Source organism: Aeromonas sp. ASNIH4 (assembly GCF_002934425.1).
GTDB classification, from domain to species: domain Bacteria; phylum Pseudomonadota; class Gammaproteobacteria; order Enterobacterales; family Aeromonadaceae; genus Aeromonas; species Aeromonas hydrophila.
This window is the reverse complement of the sequence record NZ_CP026217.1, coordinates 3,051,332-3,064,809: the sequence shown is the minus strand read 5'-3', so window position 1 is coordinate 3,064,809 and position 13,478 is coordinate 3,051,332. Positions and strand designations below refer to the sequence as shown.

At 64.1% G+C, this 13,478-nt stretch carries 14 protein-coding genes; 4 read left to right on the top strand and 10 right to left on the bottom strand.

What is annotated here, in order from left to right; genetic code table 11:
* Positions 1 to 76 precede the first annotated feature (76 nt).
* On the bottom strand, positions 77 to 841 hold the full coding sequence (locus C2U40_RS14035) for an RluA family pseudouridine synthase (protein ID WP_181014938.1): 765 nt from the start codon (positions 839 to 841) through the stop codon (positions 77 to 79).
* 151 nt (positions 842 to 992) lie between these two features.
* Between C2U40_RS14035 and rihA the strand changes: the two genes are divergently transcribed.
* Both rihA and C2U40_RS14025 read left to right on the top strand, forming a co-directional pair.
* Complete coding sequence (gene rihA, locus C2U40_RS14030; protein ID WP_103828913.1) at positions 993 to 1,928, top strand: pyrimidine-specific ribonucleoside hydrolase RihA; 936 nt, start codon at positions 993 to 995, stop codon at positions 1,926 to 1,928.
* Positions 1,929 to 1,962: 34 nt separating this feature from the next.
* A complete protein-coding gene (locus C2U40_RS14025) occupies positions 1,963 to 2,433 on the top strand; it encodes a hypothetical protein (protein ID WP_024943856.1) in 471 nt (156 codons plus the stop codon).
* Between the two features lie 121 nt (positions 2,434 to 2,554).
* Here the strand turns inward: C2U40_RS14025 and C2U40_RS14020 are convergent, their stop codons facing one another.
* The 3 genes from C2U40_RS14020 to C2U40_RS14010 all read right to left on the bottom strand — a co-directional run bounded on the left by C2U40_RS14020 (position 2,555) and on the right by C2U40_RS14010 (position 5,211).
* Positions 2,555 to 2,851, bottom strand: a complete 297-nt coding sequence (locus C2U40_RS14020) for a winged helix-turn-helix domain-containing protein (protein WP_029301431.1) — start codon at positions 2,849 to 2,851, stop codon at positions 2,555 to 2,557.
* A 28-nt stretch (positions 2,852 to 2,879) separates the two neighbouring features.
* Positions 2,880 to 3,410 carry a DUF1523 family protein gene (locus tag C2U40_RS14015; RefSeq protein WP_016350163.1) on the bottom strand — a complete coding sequence of 177 codons (531 nt, stop codon included), beginning with the start codon at positions 3,408 to 3,410 and terminating at the stop codon, positions 2,880 to 2,882.
* Positions 3,411 to 3,588: 178 nt separating this feature from the next.
* The gene (locus C2U40_RS14010) at positions 3,589 to 5,211 is read right to left on the bottom strand and encodes a methyl-accepting chemotaxis protein (RefSeq protein WP_103828912.1); all 1,623 of its coding nucleotides are present in this window, start codon (positions 5,209 to 5,211) and stop codon (positions 3,589 to 3,591) included.
* A gap of 164 nt (positions 5,212 to 5,375) precedes the next feature.
* Here C2U40_RS14010 and C2U40_RS14005 point away from each other — a divergent pair, with 164 nt between their 5' ends.
* The gene (locus C2U40_RS14005) at positions 5,376 to 6,008 is read left to right on the top strand and encodes a LysE family translocator (protein WP_011705371.1); all 633 of its coding nucleotides are present in this window, start codon (positions 5,376 to 5,378) and stop codon (positions 6,006 to 6,008) included.
* A 254-nt stretch (positions 6,009 to 6,262) separates the two neighbouring features.
* The gene (locus C2U40_RS14000) at positions 6,263 to 7,051 is read left to right on the top strand and encodes a DUF1460 domain-containing protein (RefSeq protein WP_077097837.1); all 789 of its coding nucleotides are present in this window, start codon (positions 6,263 to 6,265) and stop codon (positions 7,049 to 7,051) included.
* A gap of 90 nt (positions 7,052 to 7,141) precedes the next feature.
* Here the strand turns inward: C2U40_RS14000 and C2U40_RS13995 are convergent, their stop codons facing one another.
* The 6 genes from C2U40_RS13995 to dapE all read right to left on the bottom strand — a co-directional run bounded on the left by C2U40_RS13995 (position 7,142) and on the right by dapE (position 13,457).
* Positions 7,142 to 8,350: a cation:proton antiporter gene (locus tag C2U40_RS13995; RefSeq protein ID WP_103828911.1), complete on the bottom strand. Its 1,209-nt coding sequence runs from the start codon at positions 8,348 to 8,350 to the stop codon at positions 7,142 to 7,144.
* A 34-nt stretch (positions 8,351 to 8,384) separates the two neighbouring features.
* Positions 8,385 to 9,488 carry a beta-N-acetylglucosaminidase domain-containing protein gene (locus tag C2U40_RS13990; RefSeq protein WP_049049209.1) on the bottom strand — a complete coding sequence of 368 codons (1,104 nt, stop codon included), beginning with the start codon at positions 9,486 to 9,488 and terminating at the stop codon, positions 8,385 to 8,387.
* Positions 9,489 to 9,530: 42 nt separating this feature from the next.
* Positions 9,531 to 11,258 (bottom strand): potassium/proton antiporter, encoded by a 1,728-nt coding sequence (locus C2U40_RS13985; protein ID WP_011705375.1) that lies wholly within the window; start codon positions 11,256 to 11,258, stop codon positions 9,531 to 9,533.
* 242 nt (positions 11,259 to 11,500) lie between these two features.
* The gene (locus C2U40_RS13980; RefSeq protein ID WP_005298986.1) at positions 11,501 to 11,647 is read right to left on the bottom strand and encodes a hypothetical protein; all 147 of its coding nucleotides are present in this window, start codon (positions 11,645 to 11,647) and stop codon (positions 11,501 to 11,503) included.
* On the bottom strand, positions 11,644 to 12,333 hold the full coding sequence (locus C2U40_RS13975; RefSeq protein ID WP_103828910.1) for a M15 family metallopeptidase: 690 nt from the start codon (positions 12,331 to 12,333) through the stop codon (positions 11,644 to 11,646). Before C2U40_RS13975 ends, C2U40_RS13980 begins: the two co-directional genes overlap by 4 nt.
* Positions 12,330 to 13,457 carry a succinyl-diaminopimelate desuccinylase gene (gene dapE, locus C2U40_RS13970; protein ID WP_103828909.1) on the bottom strand — a complete coding sequence of 376 codons (1,128 nt, stop codon included), beginning with the start codon at positions 13,455 to 13,457 and terminating at the stop codon, positions 12,330 to 12,332. Before dapE ends, C2U40_RS13975 begins: the two co-directional genes overlap by 4 nt.
* Between the last annotated feature and the right edge of the window lie 21 nt (positions 13,458 to 13,478).

Here is a 13,478-nt window from a genome sequence, read left to right as displayed (position 1 = left end):
ACGGCCCCTATCTTTATCCGCCGTTTACCGCTTTGCCCCTCTTCTGCTTGCCTGCCCCTTGTTTCCCTGCTCCAGGTTACCCCGGTTGCCCCGTCATGGCGGCCAGCGCCTGCGCAAAGGGCGCCTCACAGCGGATCTGCATCGGCTCGCCGCTGACCGGATGGACAAAATCGAGTTCACTGGCGTGCAGCATCAGCCGCGGCGCCTGCTCGCAGCCGGGCGGCAGCAGGCCGCCATAGAGATCGCAGCCGAGAATGGGATGGCCCAGCTGCTGGCTGTGGATGCGCAGCTGGTGGGTGCGGCCGGTCTCCGGCACCAGCTGCACCCGGGTCAGCGGCACTGTCTGTCCCTGCATCTGCTGCTCCAGCCGCTCAATCACTTGATAGCGGGAGCGGGCGGGTTTGCCGTTGACGGCGCAGATGCTCATCAGCGGAAACAGCGCTGGATCCTTGGCGATGGGGGCGTCGATCACCCCTGCGTCTTTGGCCAGGTGACCGCACAGCAGGGCGCTGTAGGCCTTGCTCACCGCGCGCTGGCTGAACTGGCGGCAGAGCAGGGCGTTGATGGCCTTGTTCCTGGCCACCAGCATGATGCCAGAGGTGCCAAAATCGAGGCGATGGACCAGGGCGCAGCCGGGGTAAGCCTGCACCAGCCGATGGTGCACCGAGTCGAGGTTCTGCGGATTCTTGCCCGACAAGCTCAGCAGGCCGCTCGGCTTGTTGATGAGCAGCAGGTGCTCATCCTCGAACAGGATCTCTATGGTGGCCGCACAGGGCGGGGCGATGAAGGTGTCGACGATGACGGACATGGGGCGCACGGTCTGAAAAGGGAGGGGGATCATACCCGAACCGGCGAAGCGCGGCGAATCGGCGTGAGTGCCGCTGGCAAGTGATTGATCTGTTTGGCCAAGGCGTTTTGTGACTCCCTCCAGAGTTAATCCTGCCGCCGCTTGCTAAGGTATGGCTCCCTGTCATGTTGTAAGGAGTCTGTCCATGGCGTTGCCCGTTATTCTCGATTGCGATCCCGGCCACGATGATGCCATTGCCCTCATCCTGGCGCTGGCCAGCCCCGAACTCAAGGTGCTGGCGGTCACCACCAGCGCCGGCAACCAGACGCCGGACAAGACCCTCAACAATGCCCTGCGCATCCTCACCCTGCTGGGACGTGACGACATTCCGGTGGCGGCGGGGGCTCCCAAGCCGCTGGCCCGGGAGCTTATCATTGCCGACAACGTCCACGGTGAATCGGGCCTCGATGGCCCCAAACTGCCTGACCCAGCCTTTGCCCCCGTGGCCATGACCGCCCTTGAACTGATGGCCAAGTGCCTGCGCGAGAGCCCTGAGCCTGTGACCCTGGTGCCGACCGGCCCGCTCACCAATATCGCCCTGCTGCTGGCGGCCCACCCCGAGCTGAAAGCCAAGATCGCCCGCATCGTGCTGATGGGCGGCGCAGCGGGAGCCGGCAACTGGACCCCGGCGGCGGAATTCAATATTTATGTGGACCCGGAAGCGGCCGATATGGTGTTCAAGTCGGGGCTCCCCATCACCATGTGCGGGCTGGATGTGACCCATGAGGCGCAGGTGATGGACGAGGACATAGCGCGGGTGCGCGCCATCACCAATCCGGTGGCCCAGTGCGTGGCCGGTCTGCTCGACTTTTTCATGATCTACCACCGGGATCCCAAGTGGGGATTTGCTGGCGCGCCGCTGCACGACCCCTGTACCATTGCCTGGTTGCTGGCCCCCGCGCTGTTTCACGGGGTCGAGTGCCGGGTCGATATCGAGACCGGCGGCACCCATACTAGCGGCATGACGGTGGTGGATCGTTACGGTCTGACCGGCAAAGCGGCCAATGCGCTGGTGTTGCTGGGGCTGGATCGGGCCGGTTTTATCGATCTGCTGGTCACGCGGCTGCGGGCCTTTGACTGAACGCAGTTCCACTCTTGCAAGAAGGGGCGAAGCGATGTGGAAGACAGGGCTGGCACTGCTGGCCGGGTTGCAACTGACGGGGTGTGCCACGCCGTTCGAATCGATGTGGCAGGGACTGGCGACCTGCGAGCTGGACGATCTTTATCTCGACAGCGAGACCGGCCAGCCGGTGCACCCGCAGCTCAAACAGTTCACCCCCTACAAGGTGACGGACGGCTTTGCCTGGTACAAGACCCGCCAGGATCTGCACGGTCTGCCCATCAGCGGCTTTCTCATCCCCTCGTCCACCTTCGAGGTGCACGCCCTGTTCGTGGATACCCCCATCGCCAATGCGCGGCGTCTGACCCACAACGCCTATGGCAGCGAGTTTTCCGACGAGCAGCAGCACGACGCCGGGCTGGCGCCCCTGCTGCTGCGCGACCCCAACAACCCCAAGCGCTCCATCATCGACTGCACCAAGGGGGAGACCCAGGATCCATTGCCGGAGGAGCCTTTCCCCGAGTGAGGGCTCTGTCGGCCGGGCCACTCCTGGCTGACAAGATACAATAAGGGCCAGCCTTGTCGGCTGGCCCTTCTTTATTTGGCGGATTGGCTTGCCCCAGTCACAGATGATCAAGTCCGTGGCTTCAGGGGTAACCCAATGTCTCCTTGATGGCCGGCAGCTGCGCCGCGATCCAGGCAGGATTGATGGGCCCCCAGTCACTGATGCGATAGTGCCCCTGCAGATGACGAGCCCCCTCGGTCTGCTGGAAGCCGCAGCTGATGTCCAGCTCGGCCAGGGCGCTGAGCGTATCCTGCGCGGTGCGGCGCGGCATGCCGGTCGCCTCCATGATGGCCGGCACCGTATCCGTGCCCTGGCTGATGAGCCAGGCCACGTAGAGACGGCGATAGAAGCTGGTGCGCGTCTTGCTCGGCTCACTCATTGTCCGTTCCTCCGGCCAGCTGCTTCGCTCATATCTCGTCCTCGAGCCGATCGAAGTAGCGCCAGGTGGCGATGGCAGCCTTGCCCATCACCAGGGCCCAGATGCCGAACCAGAACCAGCGGAAGAAGCTCCAGGTGGAGGCGTCGGGCTCGGTGCTCTCAATCTTGGTGACGTTGGGGAACATGGAGAACATGTTGATGCGCCAGCCGTAGGAGGTAATGATGGCCAGCCGCTTTTCGAACTCCATCGACTTGGCCTTGGCCTGCACGTCGGCGGCGTTGAACTTGAAGTAGAAGGGCCAGCCCCACTCGGTGTCTTCGTTGCGGAACACGCGGATCTTCTCGCCGGGCCGCTCGGTGTAGATGTAGTAGACGTCGGTGGTGGGGCCGTCGGCCGGGTTCTTCTGGCTGATGGGGCCATCCTTGTCGGTGCGTTTCACCTCGACCCCGGTGATGGTGGCGATGGTGTGCTCCGGCAGATAGAAATCGAGCCAGATGGCGGAGACGAGGGCGATGAGCCCGAGGCCGATGAAGGCCGGTTTCTTGAAGGACAGCTTCATGATGATCTCGCATGAGGGGGAGTGACGTGCCTCTACCATACCCACATTTGGTGAGGTAGCCCAGCCCCCAATGAAGCCATGTTATAAAAAAGAGCGTTTAAAACAATAACAAGCCGTCAGCTTCATTAACAGCAAGGCCCCGGATCCGGGGCCTTGGTCTGCACTCATGAGGGCGTGGTTACAGCTGGAACTGGGCCAGTTGCTTGCGCTGCTGCTCGGCGAGCTGTGACAGTTCGTGACTGGCGGCGGCACTCTGGCTGATGCCGGCCGCGTTCTGGTTGACGATCTCGTGGATGTTGGTGATGTTGCGGTTGATGTCGGCGGTGACGCAGGACTGCTCCTCGGCGGCGGTGGCCACCTGGGCGTTGGCGCCGTTGATCTGGTTGACCGCTTCGGTGATGCCGCCCAGCAGCGCCTGCACCTCGCCGGAGAGCTGCTGGTTGTGGGCCAGGATGGCGAGGGTCTCCTGCACGCCGCTATTGGCCGACTGGGACTGGCTCTGCAACTGCTCGATGATGGCCTGGATCTCCTTGGTGGAGTCCTGGGTGCGGGCCGCCAGCATGCGTACCTCGTCGGCCACCACCGCAAAGCCGCGGCCGGTTTCGCCGGCGCGGGCGGCCTCGATGGCGGCGTTGAGCGCCAACAGATTGGTCTGCTCCGAAATCCCCTGAATAACCTCGATCACCTTGCCGATCTGCTCGGACTGGGACTTGAGTTGGGCCACCTGCGCGGCGGCGCTCTCGAGGCTGCCCGCCATGCGGCTGTTGGCCTGGATGCTCTCGGCAAACAGCGTCAGCCCCTGCTCGACCCTGTCGTTGGCATCGCGTGCCAGTTCATCGGCCAGGGCGGCGTTGTGGTTGACGTTGTCAGCGGTGCTGGCCAGCTCGGTGACGGCGGAGGCCACCTGCTCGGTCTCGCTGCGCTGCTGCTGGGCGTTGGCTTCGGACTGGGTCATCACGGCGGCGAGCTCGGTGGCGGCGGAGGCCACGTTGCCGCTGATGCCGGTCAGAGTCTGGATGGTGTTGCCAAGCTGGGTCAGGGTCTGGTTGATGTCGGCGGCCAGCTGGCTCAGCTCGTTGTCGCCGTCGGCGGTGGCACGCACGTTGAAGCGGCCCTGGGCCACGGCGCGCATCACCTGCTGCAGCTGGCCGATGGGGCGCACTATCCGGCCGGAGAGCCACCAGCCACCAAACAGGGCTGCCAGCAGTGCAGCCCCCATCAGCAGCAGGGTGCGCAGCAGGGTGGCGTGGTAGTGGGCCTGCTCCTGGGCGATCTCATCCTGGATCAGCTGGTTGATATGGGCCGACATGGCATCGATCTGCTTGATGAGATCTTCCCCCAGCTCGCGAAAGCGCAGACGGGCCTGCTCATAGGCGGCGGGATCGCCGCTGCCCTGGTGCTTGGCGGCCAGCTGCGGCAGCATGTTGTTGCGGGTGTGGCCGAGGTAAGCCTGCAGGGCGGCCGCCACCCGGCTGTTGTCCTGCTCGGCGCCGGTGATGACCAGTCTGGCCAGGATGGTACCGATCTCCTGCTCGGCGGCGGTCAGATCACCGGGCAGCGTGGCAAAGCGTTCGGAGTCGTAGAGGCCATAGATGGCGGTGGTGCGCAGCCGGTAGGTGGCGTGGATCAGGGTGGCGATGTCGTCCTTGTGACGGGTCACGCTGACGGTGGTGTCGTTCATGTCGCCGATGGCGCTGTCGATGTCCTGCTTGCCGATCCCGATCATCAGGATCATCAGCAGGCTGGCGAGCAGGAGAGGAATGAGTACTTGCAGACGGATAGAGAGATTATTCAATGACATGAAAGATCCTGGCCCAGAAGAGGAACAAGGCGGCATCTTACACAGGCGCGACAAACCTTGTCACAGGTTTTTATGGCTGAAATCATGCTGAACGAAAAGGTTTTTTCTTGTGTTAAATGAATGTGATAGGCAAGATCGTCGGTCTGTTACCATGGAGGTGTAGTGTGTCCGACTGGATCGATCCCGCCATTCTGGCGCTGTTTATTCCCACGTTCTTTTTTGTCTCCGTGACCCCCGGCATGTGCATGACCCTGGCGATGACCCTCGGCATGAGTCTGGGGGTACGCCGCACCCTGCACATGATGTGGGGGGAGCTCATCGGGGTCGGCCTGGTGTCGGTACTGTCGGTGATCGGGGTGGCGGCCGTCATGCTCAACTACCCGGCGCTGTTTGCCGCCTTCAAATACGTGGGCGGCGCCTATCTCATCTGGCTCGGCATCCAGATGTGGCAGGCCAAAGGCAAGCTGGCCATCCCGGCGGATCTGTCGGCGGCCCAGGAGACCCGTCCCCTGGCGCTGGCCATGCAGGGTTTCGTCACCGCTATCGCCAACCCCAAGGGGTGGGCCTTCATGGTCTCCCTACTGCCCCCTTTCATCAACGCGGCCAAGCCGATGGCACCGCAGATCAGTGCCCTGGTGGCCCTGATCCTGGTCATCGAGTTCTCCTGCCTGCTGCTCTACGCCAGCGGTGGCCGCACCTTGCGCCACTTCCTTGCCAAGAGCGGCAACGTCACCCTGATGAACCGGATTGCCGGCTCCCTGATGTTCGGTGTCGGGGTCTGGCTGGCGCTGGGTTGATGCCATCGCTTGCCAGCTGGCCTGACTCTGCCGAAAAGCCCCGCCCAGCGGGGCTTTTTCGTGATGTCTGCGGATACAAGGACCGACCATGAATACGGTCGCCAAGGCGGGATGGGGAAGGTCGGCCACATTTGCTTACATTTATCCGGTTTGCAAACGGCCGGGATGCCGTCAGTCTCGAATGGCATTCTCTTGCGCCTGCGAGAGAGTGCACAGGGTCCGTTTATTAACATTCCGAGCAAGGAGATTTAAGGATGATGAGGCTGACCAGTATTGCATTGCTGCTGTTTGCCGGCGCGGCAGTCGCCGGCAAAGAGAGAAACCTCGATTTTTACAACATCAAGGAGCCGCAGCTTATCGAGCTGTTTGCCCGTCAGCAGGGGGCGCCGGGTCAGTCGATCAGGGATTTCTCCGGACTCTTTCTGGGCAACCCCTACGTCGCCAACCGGCTGATCGGCTCGAGCGATACCCAGGAGCAGCTGGTGGTGGATTTTGGCGGGCTCGATTGCTTCACCTATCTGGATTATGTCGAGTCGCTGCGTCGCGCAACGAGTGTGCATCACTTCATCGAGAACCTGATGCACACTCGTTACGTGAACGGTGAGGTCAACTACCTGACCAGAAAGCACTTCTTCTCCGACTGGGTGCATGGCGACAACAAGGTGAACGACGTGACCCATCTGGTGGGGGGCGCCGCGGTGACCACCGCCAAGCTGCTCAACCAGAAGGCCGACGGCGGCCACTACATTCCGGGGCTGGGGGTGACGGCGCGGGACATCACCTACATTCCCTCCGCCAGCATCGACGAGAACACCCTGAGTCTGCTGGAAGAGGGGGACTACATCGGCATCTACACCGATCTCGCCGGGCTCGACGTGACCCATACCGGCATCTTCATCCGTGGCGAGAACGGCCCCGTGCTGCGCAATGCCTCCTCCCTCTCGAGCAAGATGCAGGTGGTGGACTCCCCCTTCCTGGAGTACGTGCAGAACAAGCCGGGGATCCTGGTCTATCGGCCTCAGGCCGAGGACTCGAGCTCCTAGGGAGGGCCCTGGCCGAGATGGACGCCTTGCGTCCGATAAAAGAAAGCCCCGGACAGTGCCCGGGGCTTCTCTTTTGTTGGCGGTGCTTCCTCAACGGGGTTTGAAGCGGGCGACCCAGGGATTGGCGGTGAGACCGTGCAGGATGACGCTCAGTATGATGGTGCAGAGCACGGTGGCGATGATGGGGCGCTGGCCGAGGAGGGCCGGCTCATTTTGCAGCACCATCACCGCAAAGACGATGCTAGCCAGCCCCCGTGGCCCAAACCAGCCGATGAAGAGCTTGAGTTCAAGCTTGAGGCCGGTGCCGAACAGGCTCAGCCAGACCGGCAGCATGCGCAGCAGGGTGAGGCTGGCGGCGGCATAGAGCCAGTATTGCCAGTGCAGCAGCTCCGTCAGCATGGGCATCAGGGTGGCGCCGAACACCATCCAGATCACCACCGAGAGCAGATCGCCGTACCCCTCGCAGCTGTCCAGATAGGCGTGCTTGTGCTCCCCCAGTTTGCGGCCGATCAGCAGGCCGCCGACGAAGGCGGCGATGAAGCCGCTGCCGCCCAGGGTCTGGGCCAGCGCGAAGCAGAGCAGGGCCAGCCCCGGCATGGTGAGCTGGCGCCATAGCGGCAGCTGCCAGCCGTTGAGATAGGAGATCTTGAGCAGGCGCAGGGTGAGGCTGGTCAGCCCCCAGGCCACCAGCAGGCCGATGCCGATCTCCTCCAGCAGCAAGGTGAGTGCCAGCAGGCCGGTACCGCTGTGCTGCTCGGTGGGGGCGATGAGGGCGAGCAGCAGGCGCAGCACAGGCACGCAGATGCCGTCGTTGAGGCCGCTCTCCTGGTTGAGCCCCTCCCGGATGGGGGCGGGCACTGCCGGGTTGCTCACCACCGCCTTGCCGAGTGCCGCATCGGTGGGGGCGAGTATGGTGGAGAGGATCGCCATCTCCAGCAGCGGCAAATCGGGGAAGAGCCAGTGACCGAACAGGGCGCCGGCCGCCAGGGTGAGCGGCAGGCCGATCAGCAGCAGCCGGATGGGCAGGGCGCGGTTGGCCAGCAGCACCTGCCAGTTGGTGTTGGCCGCGTCGCTGAACAGCACGATGACCAGGGTCAGCTCCGCCAACAGCTTGATGCCGTCGCTGTCGATGGAGAGGGAGAGCAGCTCGATGCCGCCCGGCCCCAGCAGCCAGCCCATCAGCAGAAACAGCAGGGGGCCGTTGACGAGGCGCGATTCAAAGCGCCCGGCGATCAGGCTGTAGACCAGCAGAAAGGCGGCGATCACCGCCAGGTTCTGGTAAATCAGGGACGCATCCATGCAGCCTCCTGTGGCAGGGTCTCTGTGGTGAGGGTCAGTCGGTCAGGCAGTCCGGGTCGAATACGTATTCGCCATCCAGCCAGCGCAGGATCTCGCCGACGCAGGCTTGGTCGCGAAACGGCAGGTAGCGGGCCTTGAGATGGGCCACCTGCTCAGGGGTCAGCTGGGCCAGCCCTATGTCCTGAAACAGCGGCAGATCGGCCTGGATCATGGCGGAGATCTGCGGGCCGCAGGTGGCATTGAGGGAGGCGTGCAGCGCCTTGTCCGGATCGTACTGCTTGCCGAGCTTGTAGCTCATCGGCAGGGTGGCCAGCGGCAGCACCGACAGCGCCGCCTGCTTCATGGGGTTGACCGCGTGGCCCGAGGTCAGCTCGGCGAGTTCCGCCGGACGGTTCTCGAAGGCGCGCAGGTGCAGGAAGCTGCTGGCCTTGCTGCCGTCGTTGACCGGGTAGTTGTCCCACAGGAACGGCTTGCGATGCAGCCACTCGGCCACCTGCTTGAGGTGGGCCGCCGGATAGTCGCTGGAGCAGACTTTGGGGCCGGTCCAGAAGATCTCAAAACGCTTGTCCAGCCCCTGCCCCAGATCCTGCAGATAGTGGGGCGGCATGGCGCCGAACACCTTCTCCAGCACGGGGTCCGTCGAGTAGTAGCTGGGGCAGAAGAGCAAGCGGCCTGCGCGGGTGTGGGCCGCGATGTCGTGGGCGATGGTGAGCTGCCAGTGGGCGAGATCCGGGGTATCCCCCTTCATGTCGTCAAACAGCACGGCCAGGATGTCGGGTTTGAGCTCCTCCTCGATGAGCCGCACCTTTTCCAGCAGGGCCGGCCGCTGGCGGGCATAGTCGTGGTGCGCGCCCATGGGGCTCAGGCCCACCCCGAAGGCGAGGCCGTTGTCGCGGCACTGGCGGGCGAGCTGGCGCAGCGCCTCGAGCTGGGCGGCAGGCCAAGGCTTGGCCCAGTGCTTGCGCAGGTAGCCATCTTCCTTGGGGGCATAGAGATAGAAGCCGTAACCGTGGCGGGGCAGCCACTGGGCATAGCGGGCGCGGGCTTCCCAGCTCCAGCCCTTGCCAAAGAAGCCCTCGATCACCCCCAGCTGGGGCGAAGGGGGTTGCAAGCCGGACAACAGGGTTTGGTAAGGCATAGGTAACTCCCTTCTCGCAGAGGACGAGGCAGACAACGACGATCAGACCGGATCTTCTTCCAGAAAGCGCACCCCGATCTTGCGGGGCTCACCCTCGTCCATTTCGGCCACGGTCCAGATCAGTCCCTGCCATTCGACGTGGTCGCCGACCACCAGATTATCGCCCAACTGGTGGGCAATGAAATGGCCAAGGGTCTGATCCGCCACCTCGCTCACATCCAGCCCGTACAGGGGGGCGAGATCCACCAGGTTGGCGGCCGCCTCCAGCAGGAAGTCACCGAAGAAGCGCGGGCCCAGATCCTGCTCCGGCGCCTGGCTGAACAGCTGGCCGAGGGCGGGCAGGTCGCGCTCGTGGCCGATGACGCAGAGGATGTCATCGGATTGCAGGCAGGTACTGCCCGAGGGGTGCAGCAGTTCCTGATCCCGGAACAGGGCGCAGATGCGGGTGCCCTTGGGCATGCGCAGATCCCGCAGCGGCGAGCCGATGCACCACTTCTCGTCGCTCAGGCGATAGACGAAGGTCTCCCACTGGCTGTCGAGATCGATCTCGAGCCCGGAGCGGTTGATGGGCGAGGGGGGGGCCGGCACTTCCACCCGCGCCAGCCTGGAGGCCAGCGGCAGCGAGCTGCCCTGCAAGATGAGTGAAACCAGCACCACGAAGAAGGCGACATTGAAGTAGAGCTGGGCGTTGGGCAGCCCCGCCATCATGGGGAACACCGCCAGAATGATCGGCACGGCGCCACGCAGGCCGACCCAGGAGATGAACCAGCGCTCGCGTGGAGCGAAGTTCTTGAACGGCAGCAGCCCGATCCAGACCGAGATGGGGCGGGCGAACAGGATCATCCACATGGCCAGCGCCAGCGCCGGCAGGGCGATGGGCAGCAGCTTGTGGGGGGAGGCGAGCAGCCCCAGCACCAGGAACATGCCGATCTGGCTGAGCCAGGTCAGGCCGTCCAGCACCGACAAGGTGGTGCTGCGGCTGCGCAGGGAGAGGTTGCCGAGCAAGAGACCGGTGAGATAGATGGCGAGGATGCCGCTGCCGCCCACCGCCGTGGTGAGGGCGAAGATGAGCAGGCCGCCGCTGACGGTGAGCAGCGGGTAGAGGCCGGGGGCCAGCTTGGCGCTGTTGATGAGTTTCCACAGCAGCCAGCCGCCGCCAAGGCCGATGCCGGCGCCCAGCCCGAACTGCTTGAGCAGCTGCAGCAGCAGAAAGCCGGCGTTGAGGTCCTGCTGGGCGCTGGCTAGCACCTCGATCAGGGTGACGGTGAGAAACACCGCCATAGGGTCGTTGCTGCCCGATTCTATCTCCAGGGTGGCGCTGACCCGCTCGTTGAGGCTGCGCCCGCCGAGCAGGGAGAAGACCGCCGCCGCATCGGTGGAGCCGACAATGGCGCCGATCAGCATCCCCTGCATCAGGTTGAGGTCAAACAGCCAGGCGGCGGCGAGGCCCGTGAGGCCGGTGGTGATGGCCACCCCGACCGTGGCCAGCGACAGCGCGGGCCAGAGCGCCACCCGAAACGAGGAGACCCGGGTGCGCATGCCGCCATCGAGCAGGATGATGGCGAGCGCCAGGTTGCCCACCAGATAGGCGATGGAGTAGTCGGCGAAGTGGATGCCGCCGGGGCCATCTTCACCGGCCAGCATGCCGACGGCGAGGAAGATCACCAAGATGGGGATACCGAGACGGGAGGAGAGCGCGCTCAACAGGACACTGGCGCCCACCAACAAGGCCGCGACGAGGAAAAAACTGTTGATGGTGACGGCATCCAATGGCGAACTCCTTCTGTCAAAATGCAAATCAGGCACATTATATGCAGTTTGTTGGGCTCGGTGTGGCTTAATTGTGCATTTATTTGCAGTTTTTTACATTTTCGGTGTCATGGCTGCGAAGGGTTCTGGCCATCAAAAGGGGGTCGCCGGCGTCGCCAGCGCGATGAGCAACGTGACCATGTTCACAAAGTGGGCAGATAGCGACAGGGGCACCCGTGGGTGCCCCTGTCGGCGGACTCGAGTCAGTCGTCCTCGTCGTCCTTCACTTCCCGGATCTTGTCCTTGTAGCGGGGCAGCTCTTTCTCCAGTCGCTTCATGTCCTTGATGGCGTTGAGAAACAGGCCGAGCAGGAAGAGCAGTGGCAAGCCTATCCAGAGCCAGAGGTTCATGTGCTACTCCTTTCGTCGGTGGCCAGGGTGACATAGCGGGCCAGGATCTCGTCGAGGTTGGCCAGTATGGTCGCCTTGCCTTCAATATCCGCCTGTTGCAGGCAAAGTGCCAGCGCCGCCGGGTCGAGCCGCTGCTCACGGGACTCAGGCGCAAAGCTGATGTGCCAGGGCTCGTAGGCGACACCGCTGCCGGCACCGACCGGTTTGGCATAGGGCAGGAAGAAGCCGAAGTCGTTCATGCGATCCTCAAGCCACTCGCTCAAGTCGGCGAACCAGCCCCCGGCTTCATACTCCCAGGGCTCCAGCGCCAGCCTAGTGCCGGCGGGCAGGCAGTCCGGGTCGTAGATGTCGAGATCGGTGCCCCAGTGGTGGCGACTGGTGCCGGGCAGGGCGCTCCAGTGCAGGATGGCGTGGAGGCGCTCCTCGTCGCTCAGTTGCAGGGCGTCGATGGGCTGGCTGTGGGCATCGAGCAGCGGCCGCTCGCCGCGCCACTTGCCGTTCCAGATGGCGAGCTGGCGATCAAAGCCCCGCCAGCTGGAGGCGGGCTGCAGGTTGAAACCGGCGTGGGCGGCGGCCACCTGCATGTCGTTGAAGGCCGCCGCGGTGGCGGCCGTCAGCCGGTGCGGGCCTTGCCCCACCAGGATGAGGTGACCTTCATCCAACCCCAGCAGTTGCTCCTGGGTCATGCCAGCAACCTCGCGAGCACCCCTTGGTACATGTCTGCCAGCAGATCGAGATCGTCCGCCTTCACGCACTCGTTCACCTTGTGGATGGTGGCGTTGACCGGGCCCAGCTCGATCACTTCGGCGCCGGTGGGGGCGATAAAGCGCCCATCGGACGTTCCCCCCGTGGTGAGCAGGGCCGGCTGCTGGCCGTTCACCGCCTCGATGGCGGAGACCGCCGCCACCAGCAGCTTGCCGGTGTCGGTGAGGAAGGGCTGGCCGGAGAGGGTCCAGTCGAGCTGGTAATCCAGACCGTGCCTGTCCAGCAGGGCTTCGACCCGCTCACGGATCATGGCATCGGTGAGCTCGGTGCTGAAGCGGAAGTTGAACTGGACGTGCAATTCGCCGGGAATGACGTTGGAGGCGCCGGTGCCCGCCGAGATGTTGGCGATCTGGAAGCTGGTGGGGGGGAAGTAGGCGTTGCCCTCATCCCACACGGTCGCGGCGAGCTCCGCCAGCGCTGGCGCGGCTTTGTGAATGGGGTTGTCCGCTAGATGGGGGTAGGCGACATGGCCCTGCACCCCGCGTACCAGCAGATCGCCGGTGATGGAGCCGCGTCGGCCGTTCTTCACCACGTCCCCGACCACGGCAGTGGAGGAGGGCTCGCCGACGATGCACCAGGTGATCTTCTCGTGGCGCGCTTCCAGGGTGTCGATCACCCGGGTGGTGCCGTTGATGAAGGGCCCCTCTTCATCGGAGGTGATAAGGAAGGCGATGGAACCGGAGTGATCCGGATGCTCGGCGACAAAGCGCTCGACCGCCACCACCATGGCGGCCAGCGAGCCCTTCATGTCGGCGGCGCCACGGCCGTAGAGCACGCCATCCTGGATGGTCGGCTCGAACGGCGGGGTGTGCCATTTGTCCAGCGGGCCGGCGGGCACCACGTCGGTGTGGCCGGCGAAGCAGAACAATGGCCCCTCGCTGCCGCGGCGGGCCCAGAGGTTGGTGGTGTCTTCGAACACCATGGGCTCGATGACGAAGCCGAGCTTGGCGAGGCGCTCCGCCATCAGGGTCTGGCACCCTTCATCCAGCGGGGTAACGGAGGGGCGGCGGATCAGATCCTTGGCCAGTGCGATGACATCCGACATCAGCGTTCCTTAGCAAAAAAG